The organism is Archangium minus, from assembly GCF_044360475.1.
Classification (GTDB): domain Bacteria; phylum Myxococcota; class Myxococcia; order Myxococcales; family Myxococcaceae; genus Archangium; species Archangium minus.
In genome coordinates this window covers 4,566,274-4,591,349 of sequence record NZ_CP043494.1, presented here as the reverse complement: position 1 = coordinate 4,591,349, position 25,076 = coordinate 4,566,274, and the positions used below count along the sequence as shown (strand labels likewise).

The 25,076-nt window shown below is 67.4% G+C and carries 23 protein-coding genes; 5 read left to right on the top strand and 18 right to left on the bottom strand.

Annotation, left to right across the window (positions count from 1 at the left end):
- Window positions 1-14: 14 nt before the first annotated feature.
- Window positions 15-2,543: an ABC transporter permease gene (locus tag F0U60_RS18935; protein ID WP_395821912.1), complete on the bottom strand. Its 2,529-nt coding sequence runs from the start codon at window positions 2,541-2,543 to the stop codon at window positions 15-17.
- The gene (locus tag F0U60_RS18930; protein ID WP_395825305.1) at window positions 2,540-3,253 is read right to left on the bottom strand and encodes an ABC transporter ATP-binding protein; all 714 of its coding nucleotides are present in this window, start codon (window positions 3,251-3,253) and stop codon (window positions 2,540-2,542) included. Before F0U60_RS18930 ends, F0U60_RS18935 begins: the two co-directional genes overlap by 4 nt.
- Window positions 3,254-3,345: 92 nt before the next feature.
- Here F0U60_RS18930 and F0U60_RS18925 point away from each other — a divergent pair, with 92 nt between their 5' ends.
- A complete protein-coding gene (locus F0U60_RS18925) occupies window positions 3,346-4,011 on the top strand; it encodes an arylesterase (RefSeq protein WP_395821909.1) in 666 nt (221 codons plus the stop codon).
- Between the two features lie 50 nt (window positions 4,012-4,061).
- On the opposite strand, the gene F0U60_RS18920 is transcribed toward F0U60_RS18925, so the two are convergent.
- From F0U60_RS18920 to F0U60_RS18895, 6 genes are all read right to left on the bottom strand, one after another.
- A complete protein-coding gene (locus tag F0U60_RS18920; protein ID WP_395821907.1) occupies window positions 4,062-4,916 on the bottom strand; it encodes an alpha/beta hydrolase in 855 nt (284 codons plus the stop codon).
- A gap of 102 nt (window positions 4,917-5,018) precedes the next feature.
- Entirely contained in the window at window positions 5,019-5,468 is a 450-nt protein-coding gene (locus F0U60_RS18915) for a S26 family signal peptidase (protein WP_395821904.1), read from the bottom strand.
- The gene (locus F0U60_RS18910; protein WP_395821901.1) at window positions 5,465-7,330 is read right to left on the bottom strand and encodes an ABC transporter ATP-binding protein; all 1,866 of its coding nucleotides are present in this window, start codon (window positions 7,328-7,330) and stop codon (window positions 5,465-5,467) included. The genes F0U60_RS18915 and F0U60_RS18910 overlap by 4 nt, the downstream gene beginning before the upstream one ends.
- Window positions 7,327-7,845: a hypothetical protein gene (locus F0U60_RS18905; protein WP_395821898.1), complete on the bottom strand. Its 519-nt coding sequence runs from the start codon at window positions 7,843-7,845 to the stop codon at window positions 7,327-7,329. Before F0U60_RS18905 ends, F0U60_RS18910 begins: the two co-directional genes overlap by 4 nt.
- The gene (locus F0U60_RS18900) at window positions 7,842-8,405 is read right to left on the bottom strand and encodes a MauE/DoxX family redox-associated membrane protein (protein ID WP_395821895.1); all 564 of its coding nucleotides are present in this window, start codon (window positions 8,403-8,405) and stop codon (window positions 7,842-7,844) included. The genes F0U60_RS18905 and F0U60_RS18900 overlap by 4 nt, the downstream gene beginning before the upstream one ends.
- Window positions 8,406-8,478: 73 nt before the next feature.
- Complete coding sequence (locus F0U60_RS18895) at window positions 8,479-8,634, bottom strand: hypothetical protein (protein ID WP_395821892.1); 156 nt, start codon at window positions 8,632-8,634, stop codon at window positions 8,479-8,481.
- 264 nt (window positions 8,635-8,898) lie between these two features.
- Between F0U60_RS18895 and F0U60_RS18890 the strand changes: the two genes are divergently transcribed.
- On the top strand, window positions 8,899-9,816 hold the full coding sequence (locus tag F0U60_RS18890; RefSeq protein ID WP_395821889.1) for an N-acyl homoserine lactonase family protein: 918 nt from the start codon (window positions 8,899-8,901) through the stop codon (window positions 9,814-9,816).
- Between the two features lie 158 nt (window positions 9,817-9,974).
- Window positions 9,975-10,670, top strand: a complete 696-nt coding sequence (locus F0U60_RS18885) for a pirin family protein (RefSeq protein ID WP_395821887.1) — start codon at window positions 9,975-9,977, stop codon at window positions 10,668-10,670.
- Between the two features lie 78 nt (window positions 10,671-10,748).
- Here the strand turns inward: F0U60_RS18885 and F0U60_RS18880 are convergent, their stop codons facing one another.
- A complete protein-coding gene (locus F0U60_RS18880; protein ID WP_395821884.1) occupies window positions 10,749-12,365 on the bottom strand; it encodes an RCC1 repeat-containing protein in 1,617 nt (538 codons plus the stop codon).
- Window positions 12,366-12,791: 426 nt separating this feature from the next.
- A complete protein-coding gene (locus F0U60_RS18875; protein ID WP_395821882.1) occupies window positions 12,792-14,804 on the bottom strand; it encodes a lectin in 2,013 nt (670 codons plus the stop codon).
- Between the two features lie 430 nt (window positions 14,805-15,234).
- Here F0U60_RS18875 and F0U60_RS18870 point away from each other — a divergent pair, with 430 nt between their 5' ends.
- Together F0U60_RS18870 and F0U60_RS18865 are read left to right on the top strand one after the other, a co-directional pair.
- Window positions 15,235-15,714 carry an SRPBCC family protein gene (locus F0U60_RS18870; protein WP_395821879.1) on the top strand — a complete coding sequence of 160 codons (480 nt, stop codon included), beginning with the start codon at window positions 15,235-15,237 and terminating at the stop codon, window positions 15,712-15,714.
- A 183-nt stretch (window positions 15,715-15,897) separates the two neighbouring features.
- On the top strand, window positions 15,898-17,118 hold the full coding sequence (locus F0U60_RS18865; protein WP_395821876.1) for a cytochrome P450: 1,221 nt from the start codon (window positions 15,898-15,900) through the stop codon (window positions 17,116-17,118).
- Window positions 17,119-17,130: 12 nt separating this feature from the next.
- On the opposite strand, the gene F0U60_RS18860 is transcribed toward F0U60_RS18865, so the two are convergent.
- From F0U60_RS18860 to F0U60_RS18825, 8 genes are all read right to left on the bottom strand, one after another.
- Window positions 17,131-18,096, bottom strand: coding sequence for an aminoglycoside phosphotransferase family protein (locus F0U60_RS18860; RefSeq protein WP_395821873.1), 966 nt, complete (start codon window positions 18,094-18,096; stop codon window positions 17,131-17,133).
- A 202-nt stretch (window positions 18,097-18,298) separates the two neighbouring features.
- Window positions 18,299-18,799: a hypothetical protein gene (locus F0U60_RS18855; protein ID WP_395821871.1), complete on the bottom strand. Its 501-nt coding sequence runs from the start codon at window positions 18,797-18,799 to the stop codon at window positions 18,299-18,301.
- A gap of 145 nt (window positions 18,800-18,944) precedes the next feature.
- Window positions 18,945-19,997, bottom strand: a complete 1,053-nt coding sequence (locus F0U60_RS18850) for a ketoacyl-ACP synthase III family protein (protein ID WP_395821869.1) — start codon at window positions 19,995-19,997, stop codon at window positions 18,945-18,947.
- Window positions 19,994-21,544 (bottom strand): AMP-binding protein, encoded by a 1,551-nt coding sequence (locus F0U60_RS18845; protein WP_395821867.1) that lies wholly within the window; start codon window positions 21,542-21,544, stop codon window positions 19,994-19,996. Before F0U60_RS18845 ends, F0U60_RS18850 begins: the two co-directional genes overlap by 4 nt.
- Complete coding sequence (locus tag F0U60_RS18840; RefSeq protein ID WP_395821864.1) at window positions 21,541-22,068, bottom strand: nuclear transport factor 2 family protein; 528 nt, start codon at window positions 22,066-22,068, stop codon at window positions 21,541-21,543. The genes F0U60_RS18845 and F0U60_RS18840 overlap by 4 nt, the downstream gene beginning before the upstream one ends.
- Window positions 22,069-22,220: 152 nt before the next feature.
- Entirely contained in the window at window positions 22,221-23,036 is an 816-nt protein-coding gene (locus F0U60_RS18835; RefSeq protein WP_395821861.1) for a hypothetical protein, read from the bottom strand.
- 165 nt (window positions 23,037-23,201) lie between these two features.
- Complete coding sequence (locus F0U60_RS18830) at window positions 23,202-23,723, bottom strand: hypothetical protein (protein ID WP_395821859.1); 522 nt, start codon at window positions 23,721-23,723, stop codon at window positions 23,202-23,204.
- Between the two features lie 119 nt (window positions 23,724-23,842).
- The gene (locus tag F0U60_RS18825; RefSeq protein ID WP_395821856.1) at window positions 23,843-24,904 is read right to left on the bottom strand and encodes a hypothetical protein; all 1,062 of its coding nucleotides are present in this window, start codon (window positions 24,902-24,904) and stop codon (window positions 23,843-23,845) included.
- Between the last annotated feature and the right edge of the window lie 172 nt (window positions 24,905-25,076).

The window sequence follows — 25,076 nt, the reverse complement described above, 5'->3', positions numbered from 1 at the left end:
CCCGCCCCCTGCGCTCAGCCCTGCAACTCGCGCAGCGTTACCGAGGGCGGCGCGTCCAGCACCCGCCGGGTGGCGAACATGCCCGCGCTCACCGCCGCAAGCACCCCCAGCCCGCCCCCCACTCCCACCAGCCGCCAGTCCGCCTGCCATGGCAGTTCGAACACCTGCGTGGCGATGACTCCGGCCAGGATGGAGGCGGCGAACGCCGCGGTGAGGCCCGACAGCAGGCCAATGGCCGCGAACTCCGAGGCCTGCGCGAGCCGCAGCTGCCGGCGGCTACCGCCCAGCACCCGCATCACGCCTCCTTCCAACAGGCGCTCGTCCTGACTGGCGCTGACCGCGGCCATCAGCACCAGCAGGCCCGCGAGCAGCGAGAAGTAGAACACCACTTCCACCACGGTGGAGACCTGGTCCGCGGTGCTGCGCGCCTGCTTGAGCAGCGCATCCACATCCACCACCGAGAGGTTGGGGAAGCGGGACACCAGCTCCGCGGTGAAGCGCGTGCGCTCAGGGGGCACGTGCATCGCGGTGATGTAGCTGGCCGCATAGCCCGCGAGCGAGCCCGGCGACACCAGCACGATGAAGTTCGGCCGGAAGCTCTCCCACTCCACCTTGCGCAGGCTGGTGACGGTGGCCTCGAGCCGCTGGCCCGCGATGTCGAAGGCCACGCGGTCTCCGAGCTTCCAGCCCATCGAGGAGGCGAAGCCCTCCTCCACCGAGAGCTCCGGCTTCTCCGGGCGTTGCTGCTCCCAAAATGTGCCCGCGGTGATGCGGTTGTCGTCGCGAAGCGTGGTGGCGCTGGAGAGGTTGTACTCGCGGTCCCTCCGCCGCTGCCCGCGACGCTCTTCCTCGGTGTTGGCGGCCCCCTCGGCGGACGTGGCCTTCACCGGCTCGCCGTTGTGCGCCACCAGGCGGCCGCGCACCATGGGGAAGAGGTCCGGCGCGGGCAACCCCTTCTCGGCCATGAACGCACGCACCGGCTCGAGCTGATCCTCCTGCACGTTGACGATGAAGCGGTTGGGGGCCTCCTTGGCGAGCGCCACCTGCCAGCGATCGAGCAGGTCGGTGCGCACGAAGGTGAGCAGCAGCAGCGCCATCAGCCCCAGGCCGAGCGCCGACACCTGCGCGACGCTGGTGGCCGCGCGCCGGCTCACATTGGCCAGCCCGTAGCGCAAGCTCCCGCGCAGCCGCGAGCGCAGCCGCCGCACGACGGAGATGAGCCCCCACGCCAGGGCGGCCAGCACGCCCAGCGTGGCGACGATGCCGAGCAGCATCGCGGATGCCAGCCCCGCCGAGCCGGCCTTCCACCACAGCAGCGCGGCCAGCCCCGCCACGCCCGCGAGCCCCACCAGCCAGGAGCTCGGCTCGGTGCGGTCAAGGTCCCTCCGCAACACGCGCAGCGCGGGCACCCGGCGCAGCGCGAGGATGGGAGGTGCACCGAAGGTCAGCAGCACCACCAGTCCCACCCCATACCCCTGCACCGCCGGCACCCAGCTGGCCGCCGGGATGTCCAGCTTCAGCACCTCGGAGAGCCACCTGCCCACCAGCCACTGCATGAGGAAGGCGAGCAGGACGCCGATGGAGCTCGCGATGAGGCCGGCGAGGAGCAGCTCGCCACCGTGGGTGGCCACCAGCGTGCGCTGGCTCGCGCCCAGACACCGCATTACCGCGGTGCTCGACAGGTGCCGCTCGCTGTGCCGGCGCGCCGCCATGGCCACGGCCACCGCCGCCAGCACCACCGACACCAACGCCGCCAGGCTCAAGAAGCGGTCGGCCCTGTCGAGCGCGGAGCGCATCTCCGGACGCGCGTCCTTCACCGTCTCCAGGCGCTGGCCACGCGCGAGCCCTTCACGCGCGGTGCGCACGAAGCGCTCCACCGCGTCCGGCTCTCCGGCGACCACCAGGCGGTAGCGGAGCCGGCTGCCCTCCTGCACCAGCCCCGTCGCGGGCAGGTCGGCGAGGTTGAGGAACACCCGGGGCGCGATGTTGAAGTAGTCGATCGCCGCGTCCGGTTCCTGCACCACCAGCGCGGAGAGCCGCAGCTGCGACTCGCCAATGCCAATCATGTCCCCCAGTCTGGCATCCAGCGCGTCCGCGCCCGCGCGGCTCAGCCACACGCTGCCCCGCTCGGGAATGCCCGTGGCGTCGTGCTCGGGGCCGTCCACCGAGTCCACGATGCGGAAGCGGCCCCGCAGGGGAAAGCCCTCCCCGAGCGCCCGGAGCTCTCCGAGCTTGAGCCGCTCATCGTCCGCGTCGCCGACCCGGATCATGCTGGGCAGCTCCTGCGTCTCGGTGCTTCGCAGCCCGGGCGCCTTTGCCGCCTCGCGCACCACCCCATCGAGGGGCGTGTCGCCGATCACCACCGCATCTCCGCCGAGCAGCCGGTTGGCCTCGAGGGCCAGCGCGCGCTCGGCGCGGTCGGTGACGAAGCCGATGGACGTCACGGCCAACACCGCGAGCACCAGGGCGGCGAGGAGGATGCGGAGCTCTCCGGCGGCGAAGTCACGGCGCAGCTGGCGCCAGGCCATCTTGAGCAATCTCATGGCGCTTGCCGCTCCTCGAGGACCAGGCGGCCCCCGTCGAGCCGCAGCCGCCGCCCGCAGCGCGCCGCGAGGTGATCGTCATGGGTGACGAGCACCAGGGTGGTGCCGGCCTCCGCGTTGAGGGAGAACAGCAGCTCGACGATGGCCTGGCCGGTGCGGGTGTCGAGGTTGCCGGTGGGCTCGTCGGCGAAGAGCACCGCCGGCCGGGTAACGAAGGCGCGCGCCAGGGCGACGCGCTGCTGCTCTCCGCCGGACAGCTGGCGCGGGTAGTGGCCCAGCCGCTCCCCCAGCCCCACCTTGGCGAGGATGGCCCGGGCGGGCGTCTCCACATCCGCGTCTCCGCGCAGCTCGAGCGGCAGCATCACGTTCTCCAGCGCCGTCAGCGAGGGCAGCAACTGGAAGCTCTGGAAGACGAAACCCACCTTCTCGCCGCGCACGCGCGCACGGCCGTCCTCGTCCAGGGCGGACAGCGGCTCGCCGTCCAACAGCACGCTCCCGCTGCTGGGCGTGTCCAGCCCGGCCATCAGCGACAGCAGCGTGCTCTTTCCCGAGCCGGAGGCCCCGACGATGGCCACGGTGTCGCCATGGGAGATGGAGAAGCCCACCCCCTCGAGGATGGTGAGCGCGCCGGACGGCAGGGACACGCGTTTGCCCAGTTCCGACACCTGGAGGGCCAACCGCTGCGGGTCGGGCTGGACTTTGGTGTGCATCGCGAGGTCGTGGGGCATATTGGGGTTCTTCATCAGGGGAGCGTCTGCTCGCGGAGCAGGCTTGTAACGGCGGCCCGGAGGAGTTGCAGCGGATGAGCCAAGGATACAAGAGGGATCGCACCCGGACCGCCGGTGTGCTTGGTTGCCTGGTGGTGGCACTGGCCGTGGGGCTGGCCACGCTGGGAGCATCGGTCGCGGAGGCCGGGCCCGTGCGGACGGTGCTGGTGATGGGGGACTCGCTGTCCGCCGCCTACGGGCTCGCGCCGGAGGAGGGCTGGGTGGCGCTGACGGCCGAGCGGATGGCCAGGGAGACGCCTGGATGGCGGGTGGTGAACGCCAGCGTCAGTGGTGAAACCACCGCGGGCGGAGCCGCGCGAATCGAAGGAGAGCTCGCGCGCAACCGGCCAGCGGTGGTGGTCATCGCCCTGGGCGGCAACGACGGGCTGCGGGGCCTGCCGCTCAAGCAGACCCGGGCCAACCTGGAGAAGATGGTGAGCGCGGCCAAGGCCTCTGGAGCCCAGGTGTTGCTGGTGGGCATGCGCATGCCGCCCAACCTGGGGAAGGCCTACACAGAGGGCTTCGCGGCCAACTTCCGAGCCGTGGCCGAGGCACACAAGGTGTCCCTGCTCCCATTCCTGCTGGAGCCCATTGCCATGGACCGCGCCTCCTTCCAGGCCGACAACATCCACCCCGTCGCCGCCGTGCAGCCCAAGCTGCGCGACCATGTCTGGCCCGCGCTGGCTCCGCTGCTGAAGTGACGGGCCTGCTCACGCCGCGGCATCGCGCTCACCCGGGCAGGACTCCCTGCTCAAGGCTCGGGGTGGCCCGTGTCCACGTGTGACGCCCCTGCTCGCGCGAACCGCACCAGCTCCTGGAGGACGCCCGGCGTGTAGAACACGTCATTGTGGGTCGCCCCCTCCACGAGCCGCACGGTGGCGTGAGGGAACAAGCGGCCCAGTGTCCGCCCCATGTCCACGGGAATCACCTCGTCCCGGGTCCCGTGGACGATGAGCACGGGCATCTTCACCTCGGGGGCCTTGGCGGCGCTGTCGAACCGGTCTCTCACGAGCAGACGCGCTGGCAGCCAGGGGAACACCCGCGCCCCCATGTCCACGAGGGATGTGTAGGGCGTGAGGAGCACCAGGCGCGCTCCAAGCCCTCTGCGCGCCATCTCGACTGCCACACCGGACCCCAGGGACTGGCCCTGCAGCACCGTGCGCTCCCTGGGGACGCCCAGGGCTCCGTGCAGGTGCGCCAGCGCCACCTCCGCCGCGGCGTAGATGTCCTGCTCGGAGGGCCCCCTCTCCGCCGCGAGCCCGTAGCCCGGGTACTCCATCACATAGAAGCCGAGCCCGGCCTCCTTGAAGCGCCATGCCACCGGGACCTGGTCCGCGAGCTGGTCTCCGTTGCCGTGGAAGTGCACCACCGTGGGCGCTCCCGGCGGCGCGGGCACGTGCAGCACGTAGACCGTCGAGCCCTCCCGCCCGGGGATCCGCAGCAGCGTGGCGCCGGGCATTTGCGGCTCGCGCGCCCCTGGAGGCACCGGGAAGACGATGCTCCTCTGAAAGAGGAACACCAGGAGGCAGAGCACCAGGTAGGAGAGAACCACCGTCGCGATGACGAGGAGCAACATCCTGCGCGCCCCCAAGGGACTGCGTGCCATGGAGCGACCCTACACCGAAGCGGCAACGGCTGATGGCACGTGTCCGCGAGCTCGGCATCCACAAGGCGACCTGGCTGCCTCCACACTCCCGAGATGCCGTGCTCAGAGCCGCACGACGGCGATGAGGGCCTGCGAGTCGATGTAGCCCAGCTGCCGCGAGTCCTGGCTGCGTGGGTTGTCTCCGGACACCACCACTTTGCCGGGCGGCACACGGCTCTGCGCGTCCGCGGACAGCGCCTCCAAGGCCCAGTCCGGCACCGGATCCCCAGGGACGGCGGCAACCCGCTTGATCCGGTAGGGCAGCTCCGCGGAGTCCATCGCCTCGATCTGCGAGCGGGGGAGCAGAAAGACGACAATGTCCGAGCGAACGTACCCGGGTGCCCCGGCGCCAGAGCCGCTCAGCCGCCGCGCGATGAGCCGCTGGCCGTCGCGCAGCGTGGGCTCCATGCTGTAGCCCTGCACGGTGACGACGATCCAGCGGCTCCGCGCCCAGCGAACCAGTGCGGCGCCAGCCACGAGGGCTCCCAGCCCTACTCCGAGCGCGAGGCTCATGCCGCCCCCTCCTTTGGAGCCCGCGAGACAACCCGCGGGTCCTGGTAGCCACGGGCCTGCAGCGTGAACAAGCGCGCGTACTCGCCCCCAGCCGCCATCAGCTCCTCATGCGTGCCCTGCTCAATCACCTGGCCCTGCGAGAGCACGGCGATGGTGTCCGCGCTCCGCAGCGCGCTGAGCCGATGGGAGATGAGCAACCGCGCCCGCCCTGCCCCATGGCGCTGCAGCGTCTGGTGAATCTGGAACTCCGCGCCCGCATCCAGGCCGGAGCTCGGCTCATCGAGCACCCACAGATCCACGTCCTCTCGCATCAGGGCTCGGGCCAGCGCCACCCGCTGCCACTGCCCTCCGGACAGCGAGACTCCCGGCGCTTCGCTGCCGTCCTCTCCCGCGAGGGTCCGGCTCAGCAGCGTCTCGTATCCGGCAGGAAGCGCGGCCAGCTTGCCATCGATCTCGGCCAACCGCGCCGCGGCACGGATGCGCGCCTCGTCCTTCAAGTGGGCCACGTTCCCCAAACCGATGTTCTCGGCCGCGGTGAGATCGTAGGTCATGAAGTCCTGGAACGTCGCCGCCATCCGCTGCCACAGCGCACGCGGCTCGAGCTCACGTACATCCACTCCGTCCCAGAGAAGCTGGCCACGCTCGAGCTCGTAGAAGCGGCACAGGAGCTTCACCAAGGTGCTCTTGCCGGCTCCATTGACGCCCACGAGCCCCACCGAGCCGCCCGCGGGAATGAACAGGTTCACCCCGCGCAGCACCCAAGGGCCGCTGGCGTCGTAGCGAAACCACGCGTCCCGAAATTCCACTCCGCGCCGCAGCGGCTCCACGGCTCGTAAGGGGCCCGCCGCGCGACGGGGAAGCCCGAGGAGCTGGAGGTAGTTCCCGAAGGTCAGCACACTCCGCCCTGCCTCCTGCATCTGCACGACCAGGCCGGTGAAGGCACTCTGGATGCCGGCCACCGCCGCGAGGAAGAGCGCCACATCGCCCGTGGCGTGCCGGCCCTCGACTGCCCCCTGGACGACGATGAACGCACCGAGCGCCGTGACGCCGGCGGTCAGCAGAGACAGCGACGCCTGCATCCCGGCGCCCTTGAGCGCCAGGGCGAGCTCCCGTGCCGAGGCCTTTCCCAGCGTCGTCACCATCCGGTCCAGGAGCAGCTCCCCGAGCCCGAACAGCCGGCTCTCCTTGGCCGCCCGGATGTCCACGAGGAGCGAGTGATAGAAGTCGCGCCAGCGGTACGTCTGGACCAGGGACTCGGAGAGCTGCGCCGTCCAGCGGCTGCGGACGAGCTGCGCGCCCAGCCCCACCGCTCCCGCCATCAAAAGCAGGAGCGCCATGGGCGGTGACACCGCCAGCACGACAGCGCTCAAGGTCACCACCGAGACGACCGCGCGGATGACAGCGAGCACGAACTCAGAGAGCTGCTGCGGCGCCTCCTGGGCTGCCTGTTCCGCCAGCCGAAGCTGACCGTGAAAGGCTGGATCCTCGAAGGAGCGCAGGCTCTCCAACGCGCTGACCTTCGTGAAGAGATCGCGCTCGACTTTGAGGGTGACGCGCCAGCGAATCACCCCGTTGAGGTACTCGGTGAGGTTCAGCACCGCCATGGCGCCTCCGGCCACGGCGGCTGCGCCTACCGCCAGTCCCAGGGCCCGCTGAGGGTTGACCTGGGCGCCGCGGCCGAGCTCATCGAGCAGCAGCTTGGTCAGCCAGCCTCCCACAGCGGCGACAGCCCCGGTGCACAACGTGAGCGCGAGCGCGACGGCCGAGGCGACAGGGGCTGCACGCCACTGGAGTGCTACGGCCGCGCGCACGGTTCGCAAGGCATCGCGCCACGGTCGCCTGGCGAAGGTCTCCTCCTTCATGGCAGGACGTCACGCAGCTGATGACCCGCGGCGGCGACGGTGCCGTTCTCCACTCGAATCAACGTGGGATAGCCAGCAGACCGAAACGCCTTGGCCACGGAGTCGGCCTCGGTGATGTAGGCCACCTGGGCGATGGCACTCAACGTGGTGCCGAGCTCACGCGCGGCAGGGTCATCCGCGCGGCCCTCGACGAAAGCCATCAAGGGGAGCTTGGGTGGTGACTCCAGCAGCTGCGCCCGAACGGTCGCGCAGGGGTGGCAGCCCGTGGTGAAGAAGCCGACCAGGTTCACCCCTGACTGCAGGGCTTCGTCGGTGAGGAGTCCGCCCTGGGGGGTGGCAGCCTGGAACGCCCCCACGGCATCACCCGGCTGGGGCAGCGCTGGATCCTTGGCGGGCCCCTTGGACACCATCTCCTGCAGGACCCGAACGCGGCGGATGAGCGCGAAGGTTAGCAGCAGGTTCAGCACCACCAGCACGGCCAGCACCGCGCCGCCCAACACAAGAAGCTCCATCATCCCCTCTGCTTTCTCGCGGCCGCCGGAGATCCGGCCATCGGTTCCGGGCCATGCAGGAGAAACACGAGATCATCCCAACGCGTGATGAAAAACCCGGCGAGGACTCCGAGGGCCCCCGCGCCCCACCCCGCCACGGACAACGGAGAAGACGGCGGACCCACCTCGTGGCCTACCGCGCCTGCGAGGGTTACCGTGATCAAGAGGCCATTGCGGACCAGGTGTGACGCCCCCATGGGCGTGTCACTCGCGCCGAAGCACCGGCACCGAACCCGCTCACCCCGACGCAACACCCGCGCAATGCCCAGGGTGAAGCCCGTGAAGAGCGCGAGCGCCAACACATACCCGGCCAAGGAGGTAAGGAGCAGCAGGAGCGCGGAGGCTGCCTCCGCGAGGACCACGGCGGCTGCCAGCGGCGAGCCCACCCAGGGCTTGGGAAATCCGAATCGCCCGAGGGTCTGGATGAAGTCCTGGAACGAGCTGCGGTTGCGCACCTTGCTGGCGAACGCCAGCGTGAGCACGACGGCAAGCATCAGTCGGCAGCCGAGATCGACAGCGCTCAACGGAAATCCTCCCGGGAACCATGGCCGGACACCGAGACGGCATGTCCGGCCATGAATGAGCATGAATCAGGCGTTACCGGCAGCCGCTCGAGGTGACACAGGAGCCGTAGCAGTTAAAGCGCTTGCCAGTTGCACAGCACTGGCCGTGCTCCGGAATGCACGCGCCAGCGGAGACCTCAGACAGGAACAGCTTCAGAATGCGGTCGCTCATCGCTTTGAGAGTCTTCATGTGGATTGCCCTTTCTCTTCGCGTTCAGAGCTCGCGACGTGCGAGGCTCGACCTAGAGACACGCGCCGAAGCCAGGTGGCGCACAAGGCGCCAGAGATTTCCGCGGACACTTCCGTAACCACCTGAAATCTGAGGCTTTCCACCCTGACGGGAGCGACGAAGGTTCTAAATCTTCAAGCACGATCTGGAGCTGCCGTTGCCAATCCATGCCTGTGGACGGACGTCAGGTTTTGCATCGACATGACTCGTCTTTGAGATTACAGAATGGAGACCCGGGTCCCAAGCCAACATCTGGAGAAGAAGAACATGTCCCGAATTTCCCACCTGCTTTGTTTCATGCTCATGCCTGTCCTTTGCACCGCGTGCGCCGGGGTGAGGTCACCCGCTGCCGGCGCGCCGGCCTCCCCTGCCGAGGAGTCACCTCCGATTCGTCTCTACGTGCTCGACTGCGGTCGGATCGAAATCAAGGACATGGGCTTCTTCTCGGGCAGCGGCGAGCCCACGGGCCAGGCCGGTACGCTCACCGTCCCTTGCTTCCTGATCCGGCATCCCCAAGGCGTGTTCTTGTGGGACACGGGGCTGAGCGACTCCATTGCCCAGGCGCCTGGAGCCGACCCGGTGGGCAATCGGACCTATGTTGATACTCCGCTCAGCACTCAATTGCGGCAGCTCGGCCTCGACCCCCAGGACGTGCGCTATGTCGCCCTTTCGCATCTGCATGCCGACCATGCCGGCAATGCCAATGCGTTCACCTCGTCCACGTGGATCCTCCAGCGGCGCGAGCTCGACTGGGCGACCCAGACCCCGACGCCACTCGGTGTGGATGCGACGGTGTTCTCCGCGTATCGCACGGCGAAGCTGCAACTCCTCGACGGCGATGCCGATGTCTTCGGCGATGGCAGCGTGCGCATCATTCAGACGCCCGGGCATACTCCCGGACATCAGTCGCTCGTCGTCCGGCTCCCGCGGGCGGGCACGTTCGTCCTCTCAGGCGACCTCTGCCATACGCGCGAGAACTGGCAGAACCATGTCGTGCCGCACTTCAACCTCAGCCGACCGGAGACGCTCTCGTCCCTCGAACGGGTCGAGGCACTCATCCAGGACACCCACGGGCACTTCCTGGTACAGCATGCGCCGGAGGACATTCGCGCACTGCCGAAGTTCCCGGCATATCTGGAGTGAGGGGGCGGACTGTCCCCATCAGCCGCGAGAACCCAGCCCGCTCACCCCCATCAGCTCCTTTGTTCCATGAGCGGAACTGTCCTTCCAGGATTCGCATCTGGTGGAGAACCCAGCTCAGCGACATCTTGGAGGCAACTCATCGAGACAAGGAGCACCCCATGATGATCGTTCGACCCTCTGAAGCGCGCGGACATGCGAACCACGGCTGGCTGGACTCCCACCATACCTTCTCGTTCGGGGGCTACTACGACCCGGACTTCATGGGCTTCCGCGCCCTGCGCGTCATCAACGAGGACCGCGTCACGGCGGGCGATGGCTTCGACACGCACCCGCACCGGGACATGGAGATCATCACCTACCCGCTCAGCGGCGCCATCGCGCACCGGGACAGCACGGGCGGCGAGGGACTGCTGCGCGCCGGCGAGGTGCAGCGTATGACGGCGGGCACCGGCGTCCTGCATAGCGAGATGAACGGCGCCAACGAGGAGCTGCACTTCCTGCAGATCTGGATCATCCCCAACCGGCGCGGACTGAAGCCTGGCTATGAGCAGAAGTCCTTCCCCGAGTCCGAGCGCGAGGGCCGCTGGCGCGTGGTGGCCAGCCCCGACGCACGCGACGGCAGCCTCACCGTGCACCAGGACGTGGTGCTGCACAGCACGCTGCTGGGCAAGGGCGAGCAAGCCGAGTACACGCTGGCTCCGAACCGCCACGCCTGGGTTCAGCTGGCACGGGGCAGGGGCACGCTCAACGGCGTGGAGCTGAAGGCCGGAGACGGCGTGGCTGTGTCCGAGGAGTCTCGGCTGGTGCTCTCCGCCTCCGAGCCGCTCGAAGCCCTGCTCTTTGACCTGGCCTGATGCAGCTGGGAGCGCTGGGCGTCAACGGCCAGCGCTCCGTCTACGTACTCACCGCGGGCTTCTTCGCCTGGCGGAGGACTACGGCCATTGCACCCGCACGGGAGTGGTGCGATCGGCGATGGTGCCGTCGCCCAGCTGGCCCTCGGAGTTGTGGCCCCAGGCCCAAAGGGCGCCGTCCTGGGTGAGTGCCAGCGTGTGGTTGTAGCCCACCGCCAGGGCCGAGACCTGGGTGAACACCTGCACAGGGGTGGTGCGGCGGGTGGTGGAGCCATCCCCCAACGCTCCGTAGAAGTTGCCGCCCCACGCCCAGAGGGTGCCGTCCTGCTTGAGCGCCAGCGTGTGCTGGTCACGCGCCGCCATGGCGGAGACGCTGGTGAGGATCTGCACGGGCGTGGGGCGGTAGGTGGTGGAGCCATCGCCCAACTTGCCACGATCGTTGTTTCCCCAGGCCCAGAGGGTACCGTCCTGCTTGAGCGCCAGCGAGTACTGATGGCCCGCCGCGAGGGCGGAGATTCCGGTGAGCGTGGAGCCATCTCCGATGCCGTCGGAGCCGCCGCGTCCCCAGGACAGGAGGGTACCGTCCTGCTTGAGCACCTGACTGTGGAAGTAACCGGCCGTCAGGGTCGAGACCTGGGTGGCGAGCTGCACGGGCGTGGGGCGATCGGTGGGGGTGCTGTCGCCCAACTGACCATAGGCATTGCGGCCCCAACCCCAGAGGGTGCCGTCCTGCTTGAGCGCCAGCGTGTGGGAGTCACCCGCAAACACGGCGGAGACACCGCTGAGGACCTGCACGGGCGTGAGGCGGTCGGTGGTGGAGCCATCACCCAACTGGCCATCGCCGTTGTGGCCCCAGGCCCAGAGCGTGCCATCCTGCTTGATCGCCAGCGTGTGGTAGGCGCCCGCCGCGATGGACGAGACGTGGGTGAGCACCTGGGTGGGGTTGAGGTGGCGGAGGTCGAAATCGGGGCCGGAGCCGTCGCCCAGCTGGCCATAGGCGTTGCCTCCCCAGGCCCAGAGCGTGCCGTCCCGATCGAGCGCCAGCGAATGGACCCTGCCCGCGGCCATGCTGACGACTGGGGGAACGAAGCACGTCTTGCTCACCGTGACGGAGAAAGACGCAGAGACGGAGAGGCCCAGGGCATTGGTCACCGTGGCCGTCACGGTGGGGGGCGTCGTGCCCTTGGGCACGCAATCTGGAGCCCTCCAGTTCGCCTGGCTGATGTAGGTGGAACTGTCGGAGTATGAGCCGCCCGCGCTGGCCTGCCACGAAAAGCTGAGCACGCTTCCCTGCGGATCATGCGCCTCCACGACGAACGTCACGCTCTCCCCACCCGTCACGGAGACGGCCGACTGGGACGTCCGGGTGATAACGGGCGGCTTGTTGACGCCCCCCGTGACCCTCAGGAGGGTGATGGAGACCTGAGTGGTCTGCCCTGCGGTGAGGGTGACGTCGGAGGCGCGGCCCTGGAAGAGGAGCGTGTCGTCCGCGGAGTAGGCGGAGGCAACGAAGGTGCGGTTGGCGCCAGGTGGGAGCTCCTCGAGGGTCGCGCGCCAGGAAGAGACATGGCCCCCAAGCACGAAGGAGCGCTCGGTGATGTCCGGAGCGGAGAGGGTGAGCGTGACACGGGCCACCAGAGCCGTATCGAAGGCAGGCGGGGTGGAGCAAACCACCTGGGCGGAGCTCACGGAACTCACGGGCCCCCCATCCTCCCCATCCTCATCGGGAGGAGGGCTAGAACAGCCCACGAGACCCGTGACGAAGGCGGCTGTTAAAAAGAGCAGGGAAAAACATCTAGAAGGAAAACGAGAGGATTTTGACACGAAGGCGCCCCCTAGGGTCCGGCGAGACCGTCTCCAACATTTCAAGATGCCGCGCTCCGCGACGACCTCTTTGACACCGTTCCCAGGCTTGATTCGGAGACACGCGCCGAAGCCAGGTGGCGCACAAGGTGCCAGAGATTTCCGCAGGCACTCCCGTAAGCGTGTGCTCCAATGCCGACACTGTAGGCCCATGTGAGCCGCTCGAGCCCACCAGCGGCTGACGGCTCGGCGGGTGCCCCAGGGAGCGTGCTTACTTCGAAGCCCGTTCTGACAACCTTCCCTGGGACACCTTCCCTGCGCTTAATTGCCGAGCAGCACGCGGAAGATCTTCTCGTTGCTGTTGTTGGGGATGCTGTCCTTATCCCCCGAGTTGCTCGTGGTGAGCCAGAGGTTCCCGTCCACGGACGGCTCGACCGTGCGCAACCGTCCGTACGTTCCGACAAAGTACGGCGTCACGTTGGTGAGGCTCGAGCCCGAGATGACGCCTCGGTACAACCGCGTGCCGCGCTGGCACGCCACGTAAAGCACGTCACGCACGACGGCGATTCCACTGCACGAGCCCTCGGCCGTGGAATACGTCTGCTTGGGCGCGATGTAGCCCGGAGTCGCGCAACCGCTTCCGCCTTGAGAAACCGTACCCTCGCAGTTGGGCCAGCCGTAGTTGCCGCCCTTCACGATGAGGTTGGTCTCGTCCATCACCGAGTTGCCGAATTCCTGCTCCCAGAGCCGACCGCTCGAGTCGAAGGCCAGCCCCTGCGGATTGCGGTGGCCATAGCTCCAAACGAGATTCCCGAACGGGTTGTCGCTGGGAATGGTGCCGTCCGGGTTGATGCGAAGCACCTTGCCCGCGAGGTTCGAGGTGTCCTGCGCGTTGGCGCCGTTCTGCGCGTCGCCGGTGCTCGCGTACAGCTTGCCGTCCGGGCCCCACCGCAGGCGGCCGCCGTTGTGGAACTTGTTGCGCAACAACCCCTGAACCAGCACCTGCTCGCTCGCGAGGTCGAGTGTGAAGCCTGCCGTGACCTTGATGCGCACGATGCGGTTGTCCGTGGGCGACGTGTGCATGATGTACAGCCAGCGGTCCGTGTTGAACGTCGGAGCGACGGCGAGCCCGAGCAGACCGCCCTCTCCGTCCGTGCTCTGCACGTTGGGCACCTTGCCGAGCGTCGTCTTCACGCCCGTCGCTGGATTCAAGCGCACGATGTCCTGCGCGTCCCGGCGGCTGTAGAGCACCGTCCCGTCCGGGAGCGGCACAAGCCCCCACGGGATGTCCGTGTCCGTCGTGACCTGCGTCACCGAGCAGATGGGGTTTGAGCAGGCCGCGTCCGTGGTGAGCGTGAGCGCGTTGCTCGCGGTGGACACGTTGCCCTGAGCGTCTCGGGCGACGACCGCATAGGTGTAGGTGGTGCTCGCTGCGAGCCCGCTGTCCACGAAAGTGGTGCCCGTCGCGGTTCCAACCTTGGCGCCGCCGCGGAGCACGTCGTAGCCGGTGACGCCCACGTTGTCCGTCGAGCCGTTCCAGCTCAACGTCACGCTCGTTCCGGACGCGCTACCCGACAGCTGCGTCGGTGCCGTCGGTGGCGTGGTGTCCACCTGGCACTGCGGCGGCGTCAACGACAGCGTGGGGCTTGCCTGCGAGACGTTGCCCGCGGCGTCGCGCGCGTTCACGTACAGGCCCCAGGTGACGCCCGGCACCACCGTAAGCGACGTCGAGAGCGTGTTGCCGTCCACGGACTTCATCTGCTGACCATCGTGGTACACGTCGTAGAAGGCGACGCCCACGTTGTCCGTCGACCCCGTCCAGCTCAGCGTCACCGAGTTACAGGTGAGATTGCTCGTCACGAGGTTACTCGGCGGCGTGGGCGCTTGCGTGTCCGGGGCCGCGGGACGGGACCACTTCTGGTTCGTCTGTCCATTGCAGGCCCAGACAATGACAGGCGTCCCGTCCTCGGTCTTCGCGCCCTCCACATCCAGGCACAGGCCGCTCGCCGTGTGGACCACGGTGCCGTTCGCGTTGAAGACCCACTTCTGCGCCGGCAAGCCCGTGCACGTGGCGATAACGGCACGCGTGCCCTGGGCCGTCTGCCCCGAGGCCGTGTCCACGCACAGCGTGTTGTCGTAGGTGCGCAGCTCGCCTGCGGCGGTGAAGGTGAAGGCCTGGTTGATGCGGCCGTGGCAGCCATAAATCTGCAGCCCTGTGCCGGGCGTGCGGCTCTCTTGCATCACGTCAAGACAGCGTCCGCTCGACGCACTCACGAGCGGCTCACCCGCGAAGAGCGCCGCGCTCTGGGTTGGCAGCTCAGGTGACTCGGACACAGCTCCGGGACCACACGCGGTCGCCAGAAACAGGATGGAAACTCCAGACAACTTCCTCAACAGGACTCGCTGCATACGACAATCCATGGGGAACGCCTCCTTCGCGCCAGGCGACTGGCGGACGGGCGCTCATACTCCCTGGCGCGTGGGTAAGATCGCGCCGTTCTGCCTCTTCTCGCGCGACTGTGTCGAAGTGGAAACTGCCGCTGCGCCATCACCGCGAGCCAGTTGGCGGCAGAGGGTGTCAGAGGACTCGTACAGAGGATTCGACGAGACCGGCGCCTGCACCCCTGCCGAGATGACGCTCGGCTGAGTCGGCTCGGAGCCAGACCCGGGTTGCTGCGAGCGAGACACATGCGTGTCCATCTTTAAGAAAGAAGGAGAAAGCACCCCGCGGATGCTTCGAAGGCACGACGAAAGGATGGCCATCATGCAAATGGAGATGCAGCAGGCGAGCGTTACCACTCCAAGTGCTCGAGAAATCCGGGTCGAACGAATCTTCAATGCGAGCCGCGAACGCGTGTGGCTGGCCATGACGGATCCGGACCTGGTGGCGCAGTGGTGGGGCCGAGGCAACAAGCTGGTCATCGAGCGCATGGAGGTCCGGCCCGGCGGACACTGGCGCTTCGTCGAGCACGGCCCCGAGGGCATCAACGGGTTCGAGGGCCGCTATCGCGAGGTGACGCCGCCCGAGCGCCTCGTGAGCACGTTCGAGTGGGACGGCATGCCGGGCTATGTGTCGATCGACAGCCTCACGCTCGAGCCGCTCGACGACGGCCGCACCCGGGTCATCAGCACGTCCCTCTTCCACACCCCGGAGGAGCGAGACGGAATGCTGAGCGCGGGAATGGAGAAGGGCCTCAACGAGAGCTACGCAGCACTCGACAGGCTGCTCGCCTCCATCTCCTAGCTGGGTAGCCTGCACGAGGCCGAGCGCCCCCATCTCGCCAGCGCTCCCTGTCGGTGCCTGAAAGGGAGGAGCCCTCTCCTGTCCTGGATGAACATGTTCACCCAGGGCCAAATCGATCGCGGCGAGGACCTACTCAGGCATCGACGGTCTAAAGTTGGAGCCTTCCATGCGAAGGAGCGCTCCATGACGGCCAGTCCCCTGTTCGCGGAGGGAGAGACGCTATGGTCTCCCCACGTGCGCGCCAACCCGTTCCCCCTCTACAAACGCATGCGGGAGGAGTTCCCCGTCGCCCGAATCACGGATCCGCAGCTGGGGATGCACTTCTGGCTGCTGACGCGCTACGAGGATGTGCTCTCGATAGTGAGGGATCCACGCTTCACGCAGGATCCCACCCGCCTGCCCGAGGAGGTTCGGCAGCGGTTCTTCGGCCATAAGCTGAGGTCACTCAGTCGGCACCTGCTGACCGTGGACCCACCGGACCACACGCGGATGCGCTCGCTGGTGTCCAAGGCCTTCACCCCGCGCCGAATCGAGGAGCTGCGCCCGCGCATCACGGCGATCTGCTCGGAGCTGCTGGAGGGGCTGATGGCCCACGGCTCCGGGGGAGACTTCCTCAAGCTGTTCGCCTTTCCGCTGCCCGTCATCGTCATCGCCGAGCTGTTGGGGATTCCCCCGGAGGACCGCGACCGGTTCCGCGAGTGGACGCAGGCGTTCTTCGCCCCTCCGTCGAAGGACGCCCAGGAGAAGACCCGCGAGGCCCACCAGCTCTTCTTCAAGTACCTGGGGGAGATCTTCGAGCAGCGCCGTCAGCAACCCCGGGATGATCTGATCAGCGCGTTGATCGCCGTGCAGGAGCAGGGAGATCGGCTGAGCGGTGAGGAGCTGACGAGCATGGTCTTCCTGCTGCTCGTCGGCGGTTATGAGACGACCGGAAACCTGTTGGGCAACGGCCTGCTGGCGCTGTTGCAGCATCCGGACGAGCTCCAACGGCTACGGGAGGATCACTCCCTCATCCCCTCTGCGGTGGAGGAGATGCTGCGCTACTGCGGCCCGTTCGAGCTGAGCATCCTGCGCTTCGCGAAGGAGGAGCTGGAGCTGCACGGCCAGCGCATCCAGGCCCATGAGGCCGTCCGGGTGAACTACCTGGCCGCGGACCGGGATGCCGAGCAGTTCTCCGAGCCGGACCGGTTTGACGTGGGGCGTACGCCCAACAAGCACGTGGGCTTCGGCCATGGCATCCACTTCTGTCTGGGAGCGCCCCTGGCCCGACTGGAGGCCAGCATCGCCATCGAGCTGCTGTTGGAGCGGCTCCCGGAGATGCGTTTGGCCACGGCGCCCGAGAAGCTCGCGTGGCGCCCAAGTGCCCAGGCTCGTGGGGTGGTGAGCCTGCCACTGGCATTCTAGCCCCACCCCGGTTCAGGAGAGCGGCCAGATCAAACGCTCCAACGCCTCCAGGGTCCGCACTCGATCCGGCCAGCTTTCGATTCGAACCTGGCGAAGGGGATCACTGAAGCGGTGCAGGAGGAAGAGCATCATCAAGCGGCGCCGAAGCGTGGGGTTGATTTCGGCGTCGCCGTAACCATAGCCCCGAAGCAGCTGGTGGATCCTTCCGGGCATTCCACCGCCCATGAAAGTACTGGGCCCCAGCAAGTCGTATTCACCCCACCCGGTCATGACGTCGCCGAAGTCAATCAGGCCCGATAGCCTCCAGCCCCCTCCTGCCCCCGGCTTCAACAAGAAGTTCTGCTGAATGTACTCGCCCGTAAGAAGAACGGTCGGCTCTCCGTTCAAAACGGGGGCCCCCAACGCCTCTGGAGCCCGTGACAGATACTCACGCAGCTCATCGAGGAGCGGCGGCGGGAGCCCTTGCCGCGCATGCCGTGCATGGCATTTGTCGAGCTGCGCCCGCAGGAAGTCCGGCCAACGCGGTTCAAGCTCGAGGAGCGGCCCCGGCGGCACGCGCTGCACCTCGGCGATCAGCTCGCCAATCTGCCTCATCACGTCTTCTTTTTCGTTCTCGGAGAGAGCGGGCCAGAGTGCTTCGCCGGTGACCCCGTCCATTCGGGTGATCACCAGATAGGGCCAGCCTTCGCGCTCCCCTTCCACGACGATTTCCGGAATGGATACCGAGAGCCGCCCGTGCAGTTGTCGAAGCGAGGCGCGCTCGGCGACGAACTGGTGGCGCAACATCGGGGGGAAGATCTTCAACACGTACTGGCTTCCGATGGCCGCGACCAGATTGCTCCCTTCTGCGAAAGGCTTGAGCGGCTCCTCGCCCCCCTCGAGCTGGTTCATTAATGAATGCTGACGGGCGATATCCGTGGCAGCGGGAAGCCAAAGGGCAGCGTGCCTGCGGAAAGCCTCGAACTCGGCGAAGCTCATGGGGCCCGGAAAGGAGAGCGACATAATGAGCAGCCTAGCACTGAACTTGGAAGGCGGTTCAAGGTCCGCTGAAGCAGACGGGTGGCGCAGTCGTTGCAACAGCGGCTACGAGTGACCCCGCCCCCCGGAGAGCAACGGACAGCTGAGTCCGCCATTGGCGTTCAGGACCTGTCCGTTGCTCTGGGCGAAGGCAAGCGCGAGACTACCGGGCCTGCGAGCACGCATTCAAATCCACATCGCTGTAAACTCCATTGTGATACATATAGGACTCGATGAAGTCATGGTAACGGCTCACGATCCGGGTGATATACAATTCCATCCCCTCGGACGGCGTCCCATCGACACCAAGGGCCACGGTTTCGAAAGCGAAGTCACCCGTTTGTGGATTGTTCACCACGTATACCAGCCCATAGGTGAAGTGACACCCTCCCACAAAATTCGACCCTGACACGCTCGCACGCGAGCCATCCGGACACGCCGCGGGCATGTATCCCGCTGCGAGCAACTCCGTCAGATTGACCGCGTAGGCATTGTTCTGCGCCAGGATGGACTGTTGCTTCTCGACCAGCGCTTTCAACTCACGAATGCCTTCGCACTTGAGGCTCTCGCTGTTTGCCGATTTGTCCTCCGCCAGCGCGGGGTGCGCCCACGAGAAGGACACTCCAACAATCACAGAAAACAAGCGCATTGCGTTACGTAGCATGGAACGCCTCTCTTTCTGCTCGTGAGAGTAACATCCGTCCCCGCGACGCCGCTCTCCCCTAATCGGGGGAGGATGAGACGATTTTGGCGACTCAAGCAGCGGCGAGGCAGGAGCAGAAGAAGGCCTCCCAATTCCTCTCATGCGCTCACCTCACGTCTTCGACTTCCGCCCAACGCGGCCGGTGCAGGATCCGCACGGCCATGCACGCGATGTTCGCCCCCGGCCCGGTACCGAGCAGCAAGAGGTTGTCCCCCGCGTTCAGCTCGCCGGAGACGAGGAGGTGATCCAGCGAGAGCACCTGGTCACTGGCGCCGACGTGTCCGATGGTACGGCCGTACTCCCAGGTCAACCTGGACATGGGCAGTCCAAGCGGGACCGCGGCGCGTTCCCGCACCCGCTCCTCGGACCAGTTGACGAAGGCGACCCGGGTGATCTCGGACATGTCCAGGCTCGCCTCCCGGAGGGTCCTGTCGACGACCTCCAGCAGGGTTCTGGCCATCGTCGTCGCCAGCTCCCGCGGGTCCGTGGCCGTGGTTGAGAGCCACTGCGCCTTGGCCCTCTCGAGGTCGACCTTGGTGCCCAGGGACGCCTCCGGCGGGAACAGGGGGGCCGCTCCCCGGTGCCTGTCCTCGTACTGGGGCAGTGTCACCGAGTTGATCGACTCCAGGCGTGCGAAACCGCTCTTCCTGGAGAGCAGCAGCGCGCACGCACCGTCGCCGCACAGGGAGTGAGGGCTGGACCGCCAACGGTCGAACAGCGGGGAGTTGTAGTTGTCCGCCGAGGTGATCAGGGCGGCCGTGTGCTCCGGTGCCGCGATCAGGTGAGCCGCGGCCAGCTCGCAGGCGCTGAACAGGCCCATGCAGCCCTGGCGGATCTCCGCTGCGGTCGCCTGTCCGGAGCCGGTGTGCCGCTGGACGTAGTACTGGGGACACCAGCCGTGGGGTCCCTGGTACCAGGTGCTGACGTACAGGAGAAGGCTCAGCGCCGCCGGGTCCTGGCCAGCGCGATGCATCGCCTGCCTGCTCGCCCGGAGCGCCATCTCCGGCGCGGGGAGGTCGCCTGCGATCGGGACGCCTGTGATGCCGTACCGGTTGGCCTCGGCCTCGCCCAGATGTCCCTGGGCGACAGCCCACTCGACCGGCACCCGCTCGGGAAGGTAGGCCCCGGTCGCGCTGATGTACACGCCTGGTGTTTTCATGAGAGGTCCCTGTCTGCCCAGTACGGTGCGCGCAGCTCCCGCTTGAGCACCTTGCCGGTGGGCGCCTTCGGCAGCTCGGTGACGAACTCCACCGAACGGGGTTTCTGGTAGGAGGCCAGGTGCCTGCGAGTGACGTCGATGATGTCCTCCGCTGTCGCCTTCCGGTTCGGCCTGAGCACCACGAAGGCCTTCACCGACTCTCCCCACTGCTCGTCGGGCACCCCGATCACGGCGCATTCCAGCACGGCCGGGTGCCTGCCGATCGCCTCCTCCACCTCGACGCTGTAGATCTTCTCTCCCCCCGAGATGATCATGTCCTTCAGTCGATCGACGATGTACAGATAGCGCTCTTCGTCCCAGGTGGCCACATCGCCGGTCCGCATCCACCCGTCTCGGAGGATGGCCGCGGTCAGGTCCGGCCGCCGGAAGTAGCCGAGCATGTTGGCCTCGCTGCGGACCACGATCTCTCCGGGAGTCCTTCCGTCGCGCGGCACGTCGTGGCCGTCCGCATCGACGACTCGGATCCGGGTGCCGAAGCCCTCGCGGCCACAGGAGCGCAGCCGGTGCGGGTGGATACCCCGCAGCGCGTCGCGGTGGTCCTCCTGGGATAGGAACGACATGGTCGTCCCTTCGGTCTGCCCGTAGCCCTGGATCAAACCGCACGGGAAGGCCTCCGCCACCGCGCGCACCATGGTGCTGGGCATCGGGCCGCCGCCGTACTGGATGTTGCGCAGACTCGACAGGTCGTAGGTGTCGAACCCCGGCACCTCCAGCATCCAGTTGAGCATCGTGGTGATGCCGAGGAACGCCGAGACCCGCTCCTGCTCGATGACCTCCAGCGCCTGCCGGGCGTCGAAGTTCATCAGCACCACGGGGCAGCCGTGGGCCAGGTAGTTCATCGAGAGCACCACGGGGATGTGGAACATCTGCCCGGTGAGCAGGTAGACGTCGGAGGGAACGATCCGCTCCGCCACCGTCTGGTTGAGCATCCCGGCGGCCACACTGCGATGGGAGTGCACCACGCCTTTGGCCGCTCCGGTCGTGCCGCCGGTGTAGAGGATGAAACAGGGGTCGGTATCCTGGACCTGCTCGCACCAGGGCGGCTCGGTATCCGGCGCGGAGGCGAGAAGTTCCTCATAGCTGCCATCCCCGGCGGGTCCACAGTGGAGCAGGCGCACCAGGTCCACCGCCCGGCCCAGCTCCTCGGCCACGTGCCGGAACTCGGCCGAGGCGACCAGGACGGCGGGTTGGGCGTCGGCGACGAGGGTGCGCAGCGCCTCGGTGGACAGCCGCCAATTCAGCGGCTGCAGCACCAGGCCCGCGCGGCCCACTGCGAAGTAGAGCTCCTGGTACTCAATGCTGTTGCGGCTGAGCACGGCCACCCGGTCACCGGAGCGCAGGCCCAGTGCCCGCAGGCCATTGGCCAGCCTGCGCACCCGGGTGTCCAAGGTGGCCCAGTCGATGCGCCGCTGGTGGGCGATGTCGACCAGCGCGGTTCGCCGGGGAGTGAGGGCCGCCCACTTGGCGGGGATCAGTCCGAGGTTCATTGAGAGCGCCGGCCGTCAGCGGGGAGGTCGAGCTCGATGTGCCGGGCGCGCAACCGACAGGACTCCCCGACCTGGACCACCTCGTCGGTGTAGGTCCCGGTGGACAGCACCTCGAGGCGCCCGTCCCGCACCGAGATCAGCGTCAGGTACGACCGCGCGGTGGCCGTGTCAGGACCGGAGGGGTCAACGACCAGGTTCGTGCACACGTGCCGCCTGCGGTCGTCCTGCTTCGCGGCGGAGTCCCGCATCAGGCGCATGATCTCCGTGTGTCCCCGAAACGGTCCGACCAGGTCGCCGCCGGCGACTCGCAGGGTCAGCGACGCGTCCGGGGTGAAGCACTCGACGAGCGCGTCCCAGTCACGAGTGTCGTAGGCCCACGCGTACCTCGCCACCAGGTCGGCGATGGACTCGTGGCGTATCAGCTTCTTGCCATCGACCTTGGCGTCCTCCAGATAAATGCCATCCTTCTTGTTGTCCGTGAGCTTGTCGATGGACGGCAAGGTCTTGCGGATGCCTTTGGACATGGTCTTGTCTGTTTTTCTATTCCGGAGAAGGCCGCCGGTATCTCTGTCGAGAGTAGAGGGGCACACCTCGGAAAAGAACACTCAGAAGTCCATGAAAACACTCACCCGGAAGAGGGAGGGAGCGTTCACCCTCCTGAAGACATATCGTGAACTCACACCCGGTGCTCCTCCACCGTCCAGCGCCACACCGCCTCGTAGGGGTGGAGCCAACCCGCGACCTGGAGCGCTGCGAACAGGCCCTCCTCGATGACGAGCGGCTGGCCGAACAACCGGCCGAGCGGGACGCGGTTGCGCGATGGGTAGCGCACGGCGGCCCTTCCCTGGATCTCCAACCGCCATCCCTCGTTCTGCGGGTAGGCCACTGCATCGAGATACAGCGGACTGTTCAGCGCCAGCGCGACCCGCAGCGAGTCTCGCCCCAGGTCTCGCTTCGTCCACAATACCCGCCGCCTCGACAGCTTCACGGGCGCCTCCGTGCGGCCCTGGCGCCGGGCTTCCTCCAGCATGTCCCGGATGCTCTGGCGAACGAGCGAAGACTCCATAGCGAAGTCACCCCGCCACTCGCGCACCGGAGGTCCGGGCACGAACATCCACAGCGTCTCGCTCGCGACCTCGGGGTAACCGAGGGCATAGCCTCCCAATCCCATGGCCAGGTTCAGCGTGGCCACCTGTACGCGCCCGGCCGGAGAGAGCTTCCAACCATTCGCGGCCAAACCCTCAGCCAGGGTGTCCAAGCGGTACTGAATTTCCCGAGCCGCGAACGGAGCACCCGCCGTGAGTCCGAGTACGCCGATTCCAAAGGCCGTCAGCCGGACTCTCCGGGCGATCCGCACCGGAGCCAGCGCGACGCAAAGCGCCGACAGTGCCACGCTGGGAACCCAGAGCAGGAGGATGGCGGCGATGCCCAGGGAGCCCACCGCCGCCGCAAACAGCACCCCCCGCAGCAGGAGGGCCAGAATCGAGCTCATCTTCGGAGCGTGAGGCATGCCCCGAGCAGAACCGACTCGAGCACGCGTCGGTGTCGGCGTGGCGCCAGTGGTCCCTTCCAGAGGATGACCGGACGCAACCCGGGTCCGAGTGGCCAGCGGTCCCCCCCGGTTCGAAAGCCTGAGCGCTCCCGCCCGCGCTCAGCCTCAACGTGCCGCGCGCGCGAGGCTGAGCGGCACGGGCATTGCTGTGAACGGCAGCTTCACCTCGCAGGTGAGCTGGCACGTGCCGCTGCGGCACTCATCGCGTGCGCTCAGGGTGAGGGTTCCCGTCCAGCGCTCCACGCCAGGCATGAGTTCGATCTCAATGGATGTGTGGTGCGTGATGATGCTCGAGCCCTCCACGCGAGCCTGAAAGCTCTGGAGGGAGTACCGCGCATCGGAGCCGCTCAGTTGCTGGGGGAGGGTTACCCTTCCCGCATCGCCCAAGATGAAGGAGGGCGCACCCGCTTCGAGCGTGCTCGAGCCTCCCTGCCCATCGCGCAACACCCAGGTGAAGTCCTGCTCCGATGCAGGTGCGTACGAGGCCTTCGTGGGATCGCGGAAGCACGTGGGGGGAAGCGCCGAAAGGGCTGCTGTATCCAGCTCCACGCGCAGCAGGTGTGACGAGCCGTCACCAGGCGCGGTCGCCATGGTCAACGAGGCCACGGCCGTGAGGAGGAGCATCATTCGCGGACTCCAAGGGAAGGTGGCTTGCGGCTGACGGCTTAACGACGCCGGACACCTTCACCCGGGATACAGCTCGAGGCAAGTTTGTAGCTTCCTGTAGCTCCGTCCGAGAGGTCCTCTCAGTCCCGGGAGGACACGAACCAGTCCCAGTCATGGGCGTCCGCCTGAAAGGGATTGCTCCGGCGGGAAGCGAGCACCTCGGCCCGCCAGGCCTCGACGCCACCGCGCAGCGGCCAGCCCCGAGTCACAGTGCCTCGCCTGCGTTGCGCATGATTGACTCGCAGCATGCGATTGACCCGGTCGATGAGCGCTGGCGTCTCCCCTTCGCGAAGGAGGAGCTCCGCCGCCTGCATGCTGCCCTGGTTCCGCTCGGGGGTTGCGGGCAACGCCTCATCGTGGACGGGCCAGAGCCCCAGCAGAGGCGGAGTGACACCCTCGAGCAGGGCTGCGTGCACCCGGTCGTACCCATCGAGCACCAACCACTTCATGAGCAAGTCCACGTAGAGCAGCAGGACGGGAGGCAGCGTCCCGTCCCGAGCGCGCTTGCGCCAGCTCTTCACCCGCCCATCGTCCTCGGGAGAGGGCGCACGCAGCGGCATCATCGCCCCCGCGCGCATTCGCTCCTCCGAGGACTCCCCGAGATCGCGCCAGTCCTCGACCCGGAACCGCTCGAAGCGCAGCACGCCCTCGGGCGAATGCGGTGGAAGCGGAGGCTGGCCGAACTGCCACCCCATCGTGCTGAAGGGATAGCGGCGCGCCCCGGGGGCACTGGTGGCCAGGAGGGGCCGCAGACACCACCGGCCCGCGTGAAGCACCGAATGCTCGGAGTGTGCAATCGCTCGGCCCAGGTGCCACATCCAGGCCTCCCACCAACGTTCCGTCCCCGGTGCGTGCACCACCGCGCGCACCTCGGCCGCGGACAGCGGAGGCAGTCCCCAAGGAGCGCTGGCATTCCCTCGGAGGAAGCCGCACAGGTCCCACCAGCCGTGGATGCGCACCCAGAGCAACGGCTGTCCCCCGCTCATCAGGCGCAGCCGGTAGTTCGGCGCGGCTTCGAAGTGCAGAGACGGCGACTGGCGCCAATGGCCCTCGAAAGGCACGTTCAGCAACAAGCCCGGGCCCGCGAGCGGCAGTTGCCAATCCTCCGTGTCATCGATGGCGAAGGCCACGCTCGGATGCATCCCCTCCTCCTCAAGTCCCAAGGTTGTAGCAGGGACGCCAGTGGGCAACGCTCCTGACGCTACCGGCCCCATCATCGGGCGGCGGTGCCACGAGAACCGCAATGGTTGCCATTGCAGGCAAATGAATGGATGCCGTCACGACAGGTTGAGTGAAAACCTCCACCATCCCCAC

Coding starts and splice junctions, on each gene's coding strand:
- F0U60_RS18840 (WP_395821864.1), bottom strand. CDS start 22,068: ATGTCCAAAGGCATCCGCAAGACCTTGCCGTCCATCGACAAGCTCACG.
- F0U60_RS18860 (WP_395821873.1), bottom strand. CDS start 18,096: ATGAGCTTCGCCGAGTTCGAGGCTTTCCGCAGGCACGCTGCCCTTTGG.
- F0U60_RS18930 (WP_395825305.1), bottom strand. CDS start 3,253: ATGCACACCAAAGTCCAGCCCGACCCGCAGCGGTTGGCCCTCCAGGTG.
- F0U60_RS18885 (WP_395821887.1), top strand. CDS start 9,975: ATGATGATCGTTCGACCCTCTGAAGCGCGCGGACATGCGAACCACGGC.
- F0U60_RS18915 (WP_395821904.1), bottom strand. CDS start 5,468: ATGAGCCTCGCGCTCGGAGTAGGGCTGGGAGCCCTCGTGGCTGGCGCC.
- F0U60_RS18845 (WP_395821867.1), bottom strand. CDS start 21,544: ATGAACCTCGGACTGATCCCCGCCAAGTGGGCGGCCCTCACTCCCCGG.
- F0U60_RS18925 (WP_395821909.1), top strand. CDS start 3,346: ATGAGCCAAGGATACAAGAGGGATCGCACCCGGACCGCCGGTGTGCTT.
- F0U60_RS18825 (WP_395821856.1), bottom strand. CDS start 24,904: ATGCATCCGAGCGTGGCCTTCGCCATCGATGACACGGAGGATTGGCAA.
- F0U60_RS18850 (WP_395821869.1), bottom strand. CDS start 19,997: ATGAAAACACCAGGCGTGTACATCAGCGCGACCGGGGCCTACCTTCCC.
- F0U60_RS18935 (WP_395821912.1), bottom strand. CDS start 2,543: ATGAGATTGCTCAAGATGGCCTGGCGCCAGCTGCGCCGTGACTTCGCC.
- F0U60_RS18855 (WP_395821871.1), bottom strand. CDS start 18,799: ATGCTACGTAACGCAATGCGCTTGTTTTCTGTGATTGTTGGAGTGTCC.
- F0U60_RS18920 (WP_395821907.1), bottom strand. CDS start 4,916: ATGGCACGCAGTCCCTTGGGGGCGCGCAGGATGTTGCTCCTCGTCATC.
- F0U60_RS18835 (WP_395821861.1), bottom strand. CDS start 23,036: ATGAGCTCGATTCTGGCCCTCCTGCTGCGGGGGGTGCTGTTTGCGGCG.
- F0U60_RS18870 (WP_395821879.1), top strand. CDS start 15,235: ATGCAAATGGAGATGCAGCAGGCGAGCGTTACCACTCCAAGTGCTCGA.
- F0U60_RS18905 (WP_395821898.1), bottom strand. CDS start 7,845: ATGATGGAGCTTCTTGTGTTGGGCGGCGCGGTGCTGGCCGTGCTGGTG.
- F0U60_RS18890 (WP_395821889.1), top strand. CDS start 8,899: ATGGAGACCCGGGTCCCAAGCCAACATCTGGAGAAGAAGAACATGTCC.
- F0U60_RS18830 (WP_395821859.1), bottom strand. CDS start 23,723: ATGATGCTCCTCCTCACGGCCGTGGCCTCGTTGACCATGGCGACCGCG.
- F0U60_RS18865 (WP_395821876.1), top strand. CDS start 15,898: ATGACGGCCAGTCCCCTGTTCGCGGAGGGAGAGACGCTATGGTCTCCC.
- F0U60_RS18910 (WP_395821901.1), bottom strand. CDS start 7,330: ATGAAGGAGGAGACCTTCGCCAGGCGACCGTGGCGCGATGCCTTGCGA.
- F0U60_RS18895 (WP_395821892.1), bottom strand. CDS start 8,634: ATGAAGACTCTCAAAGCGATGAGCGACCGCATTCTGAAGCTGTTCCTG.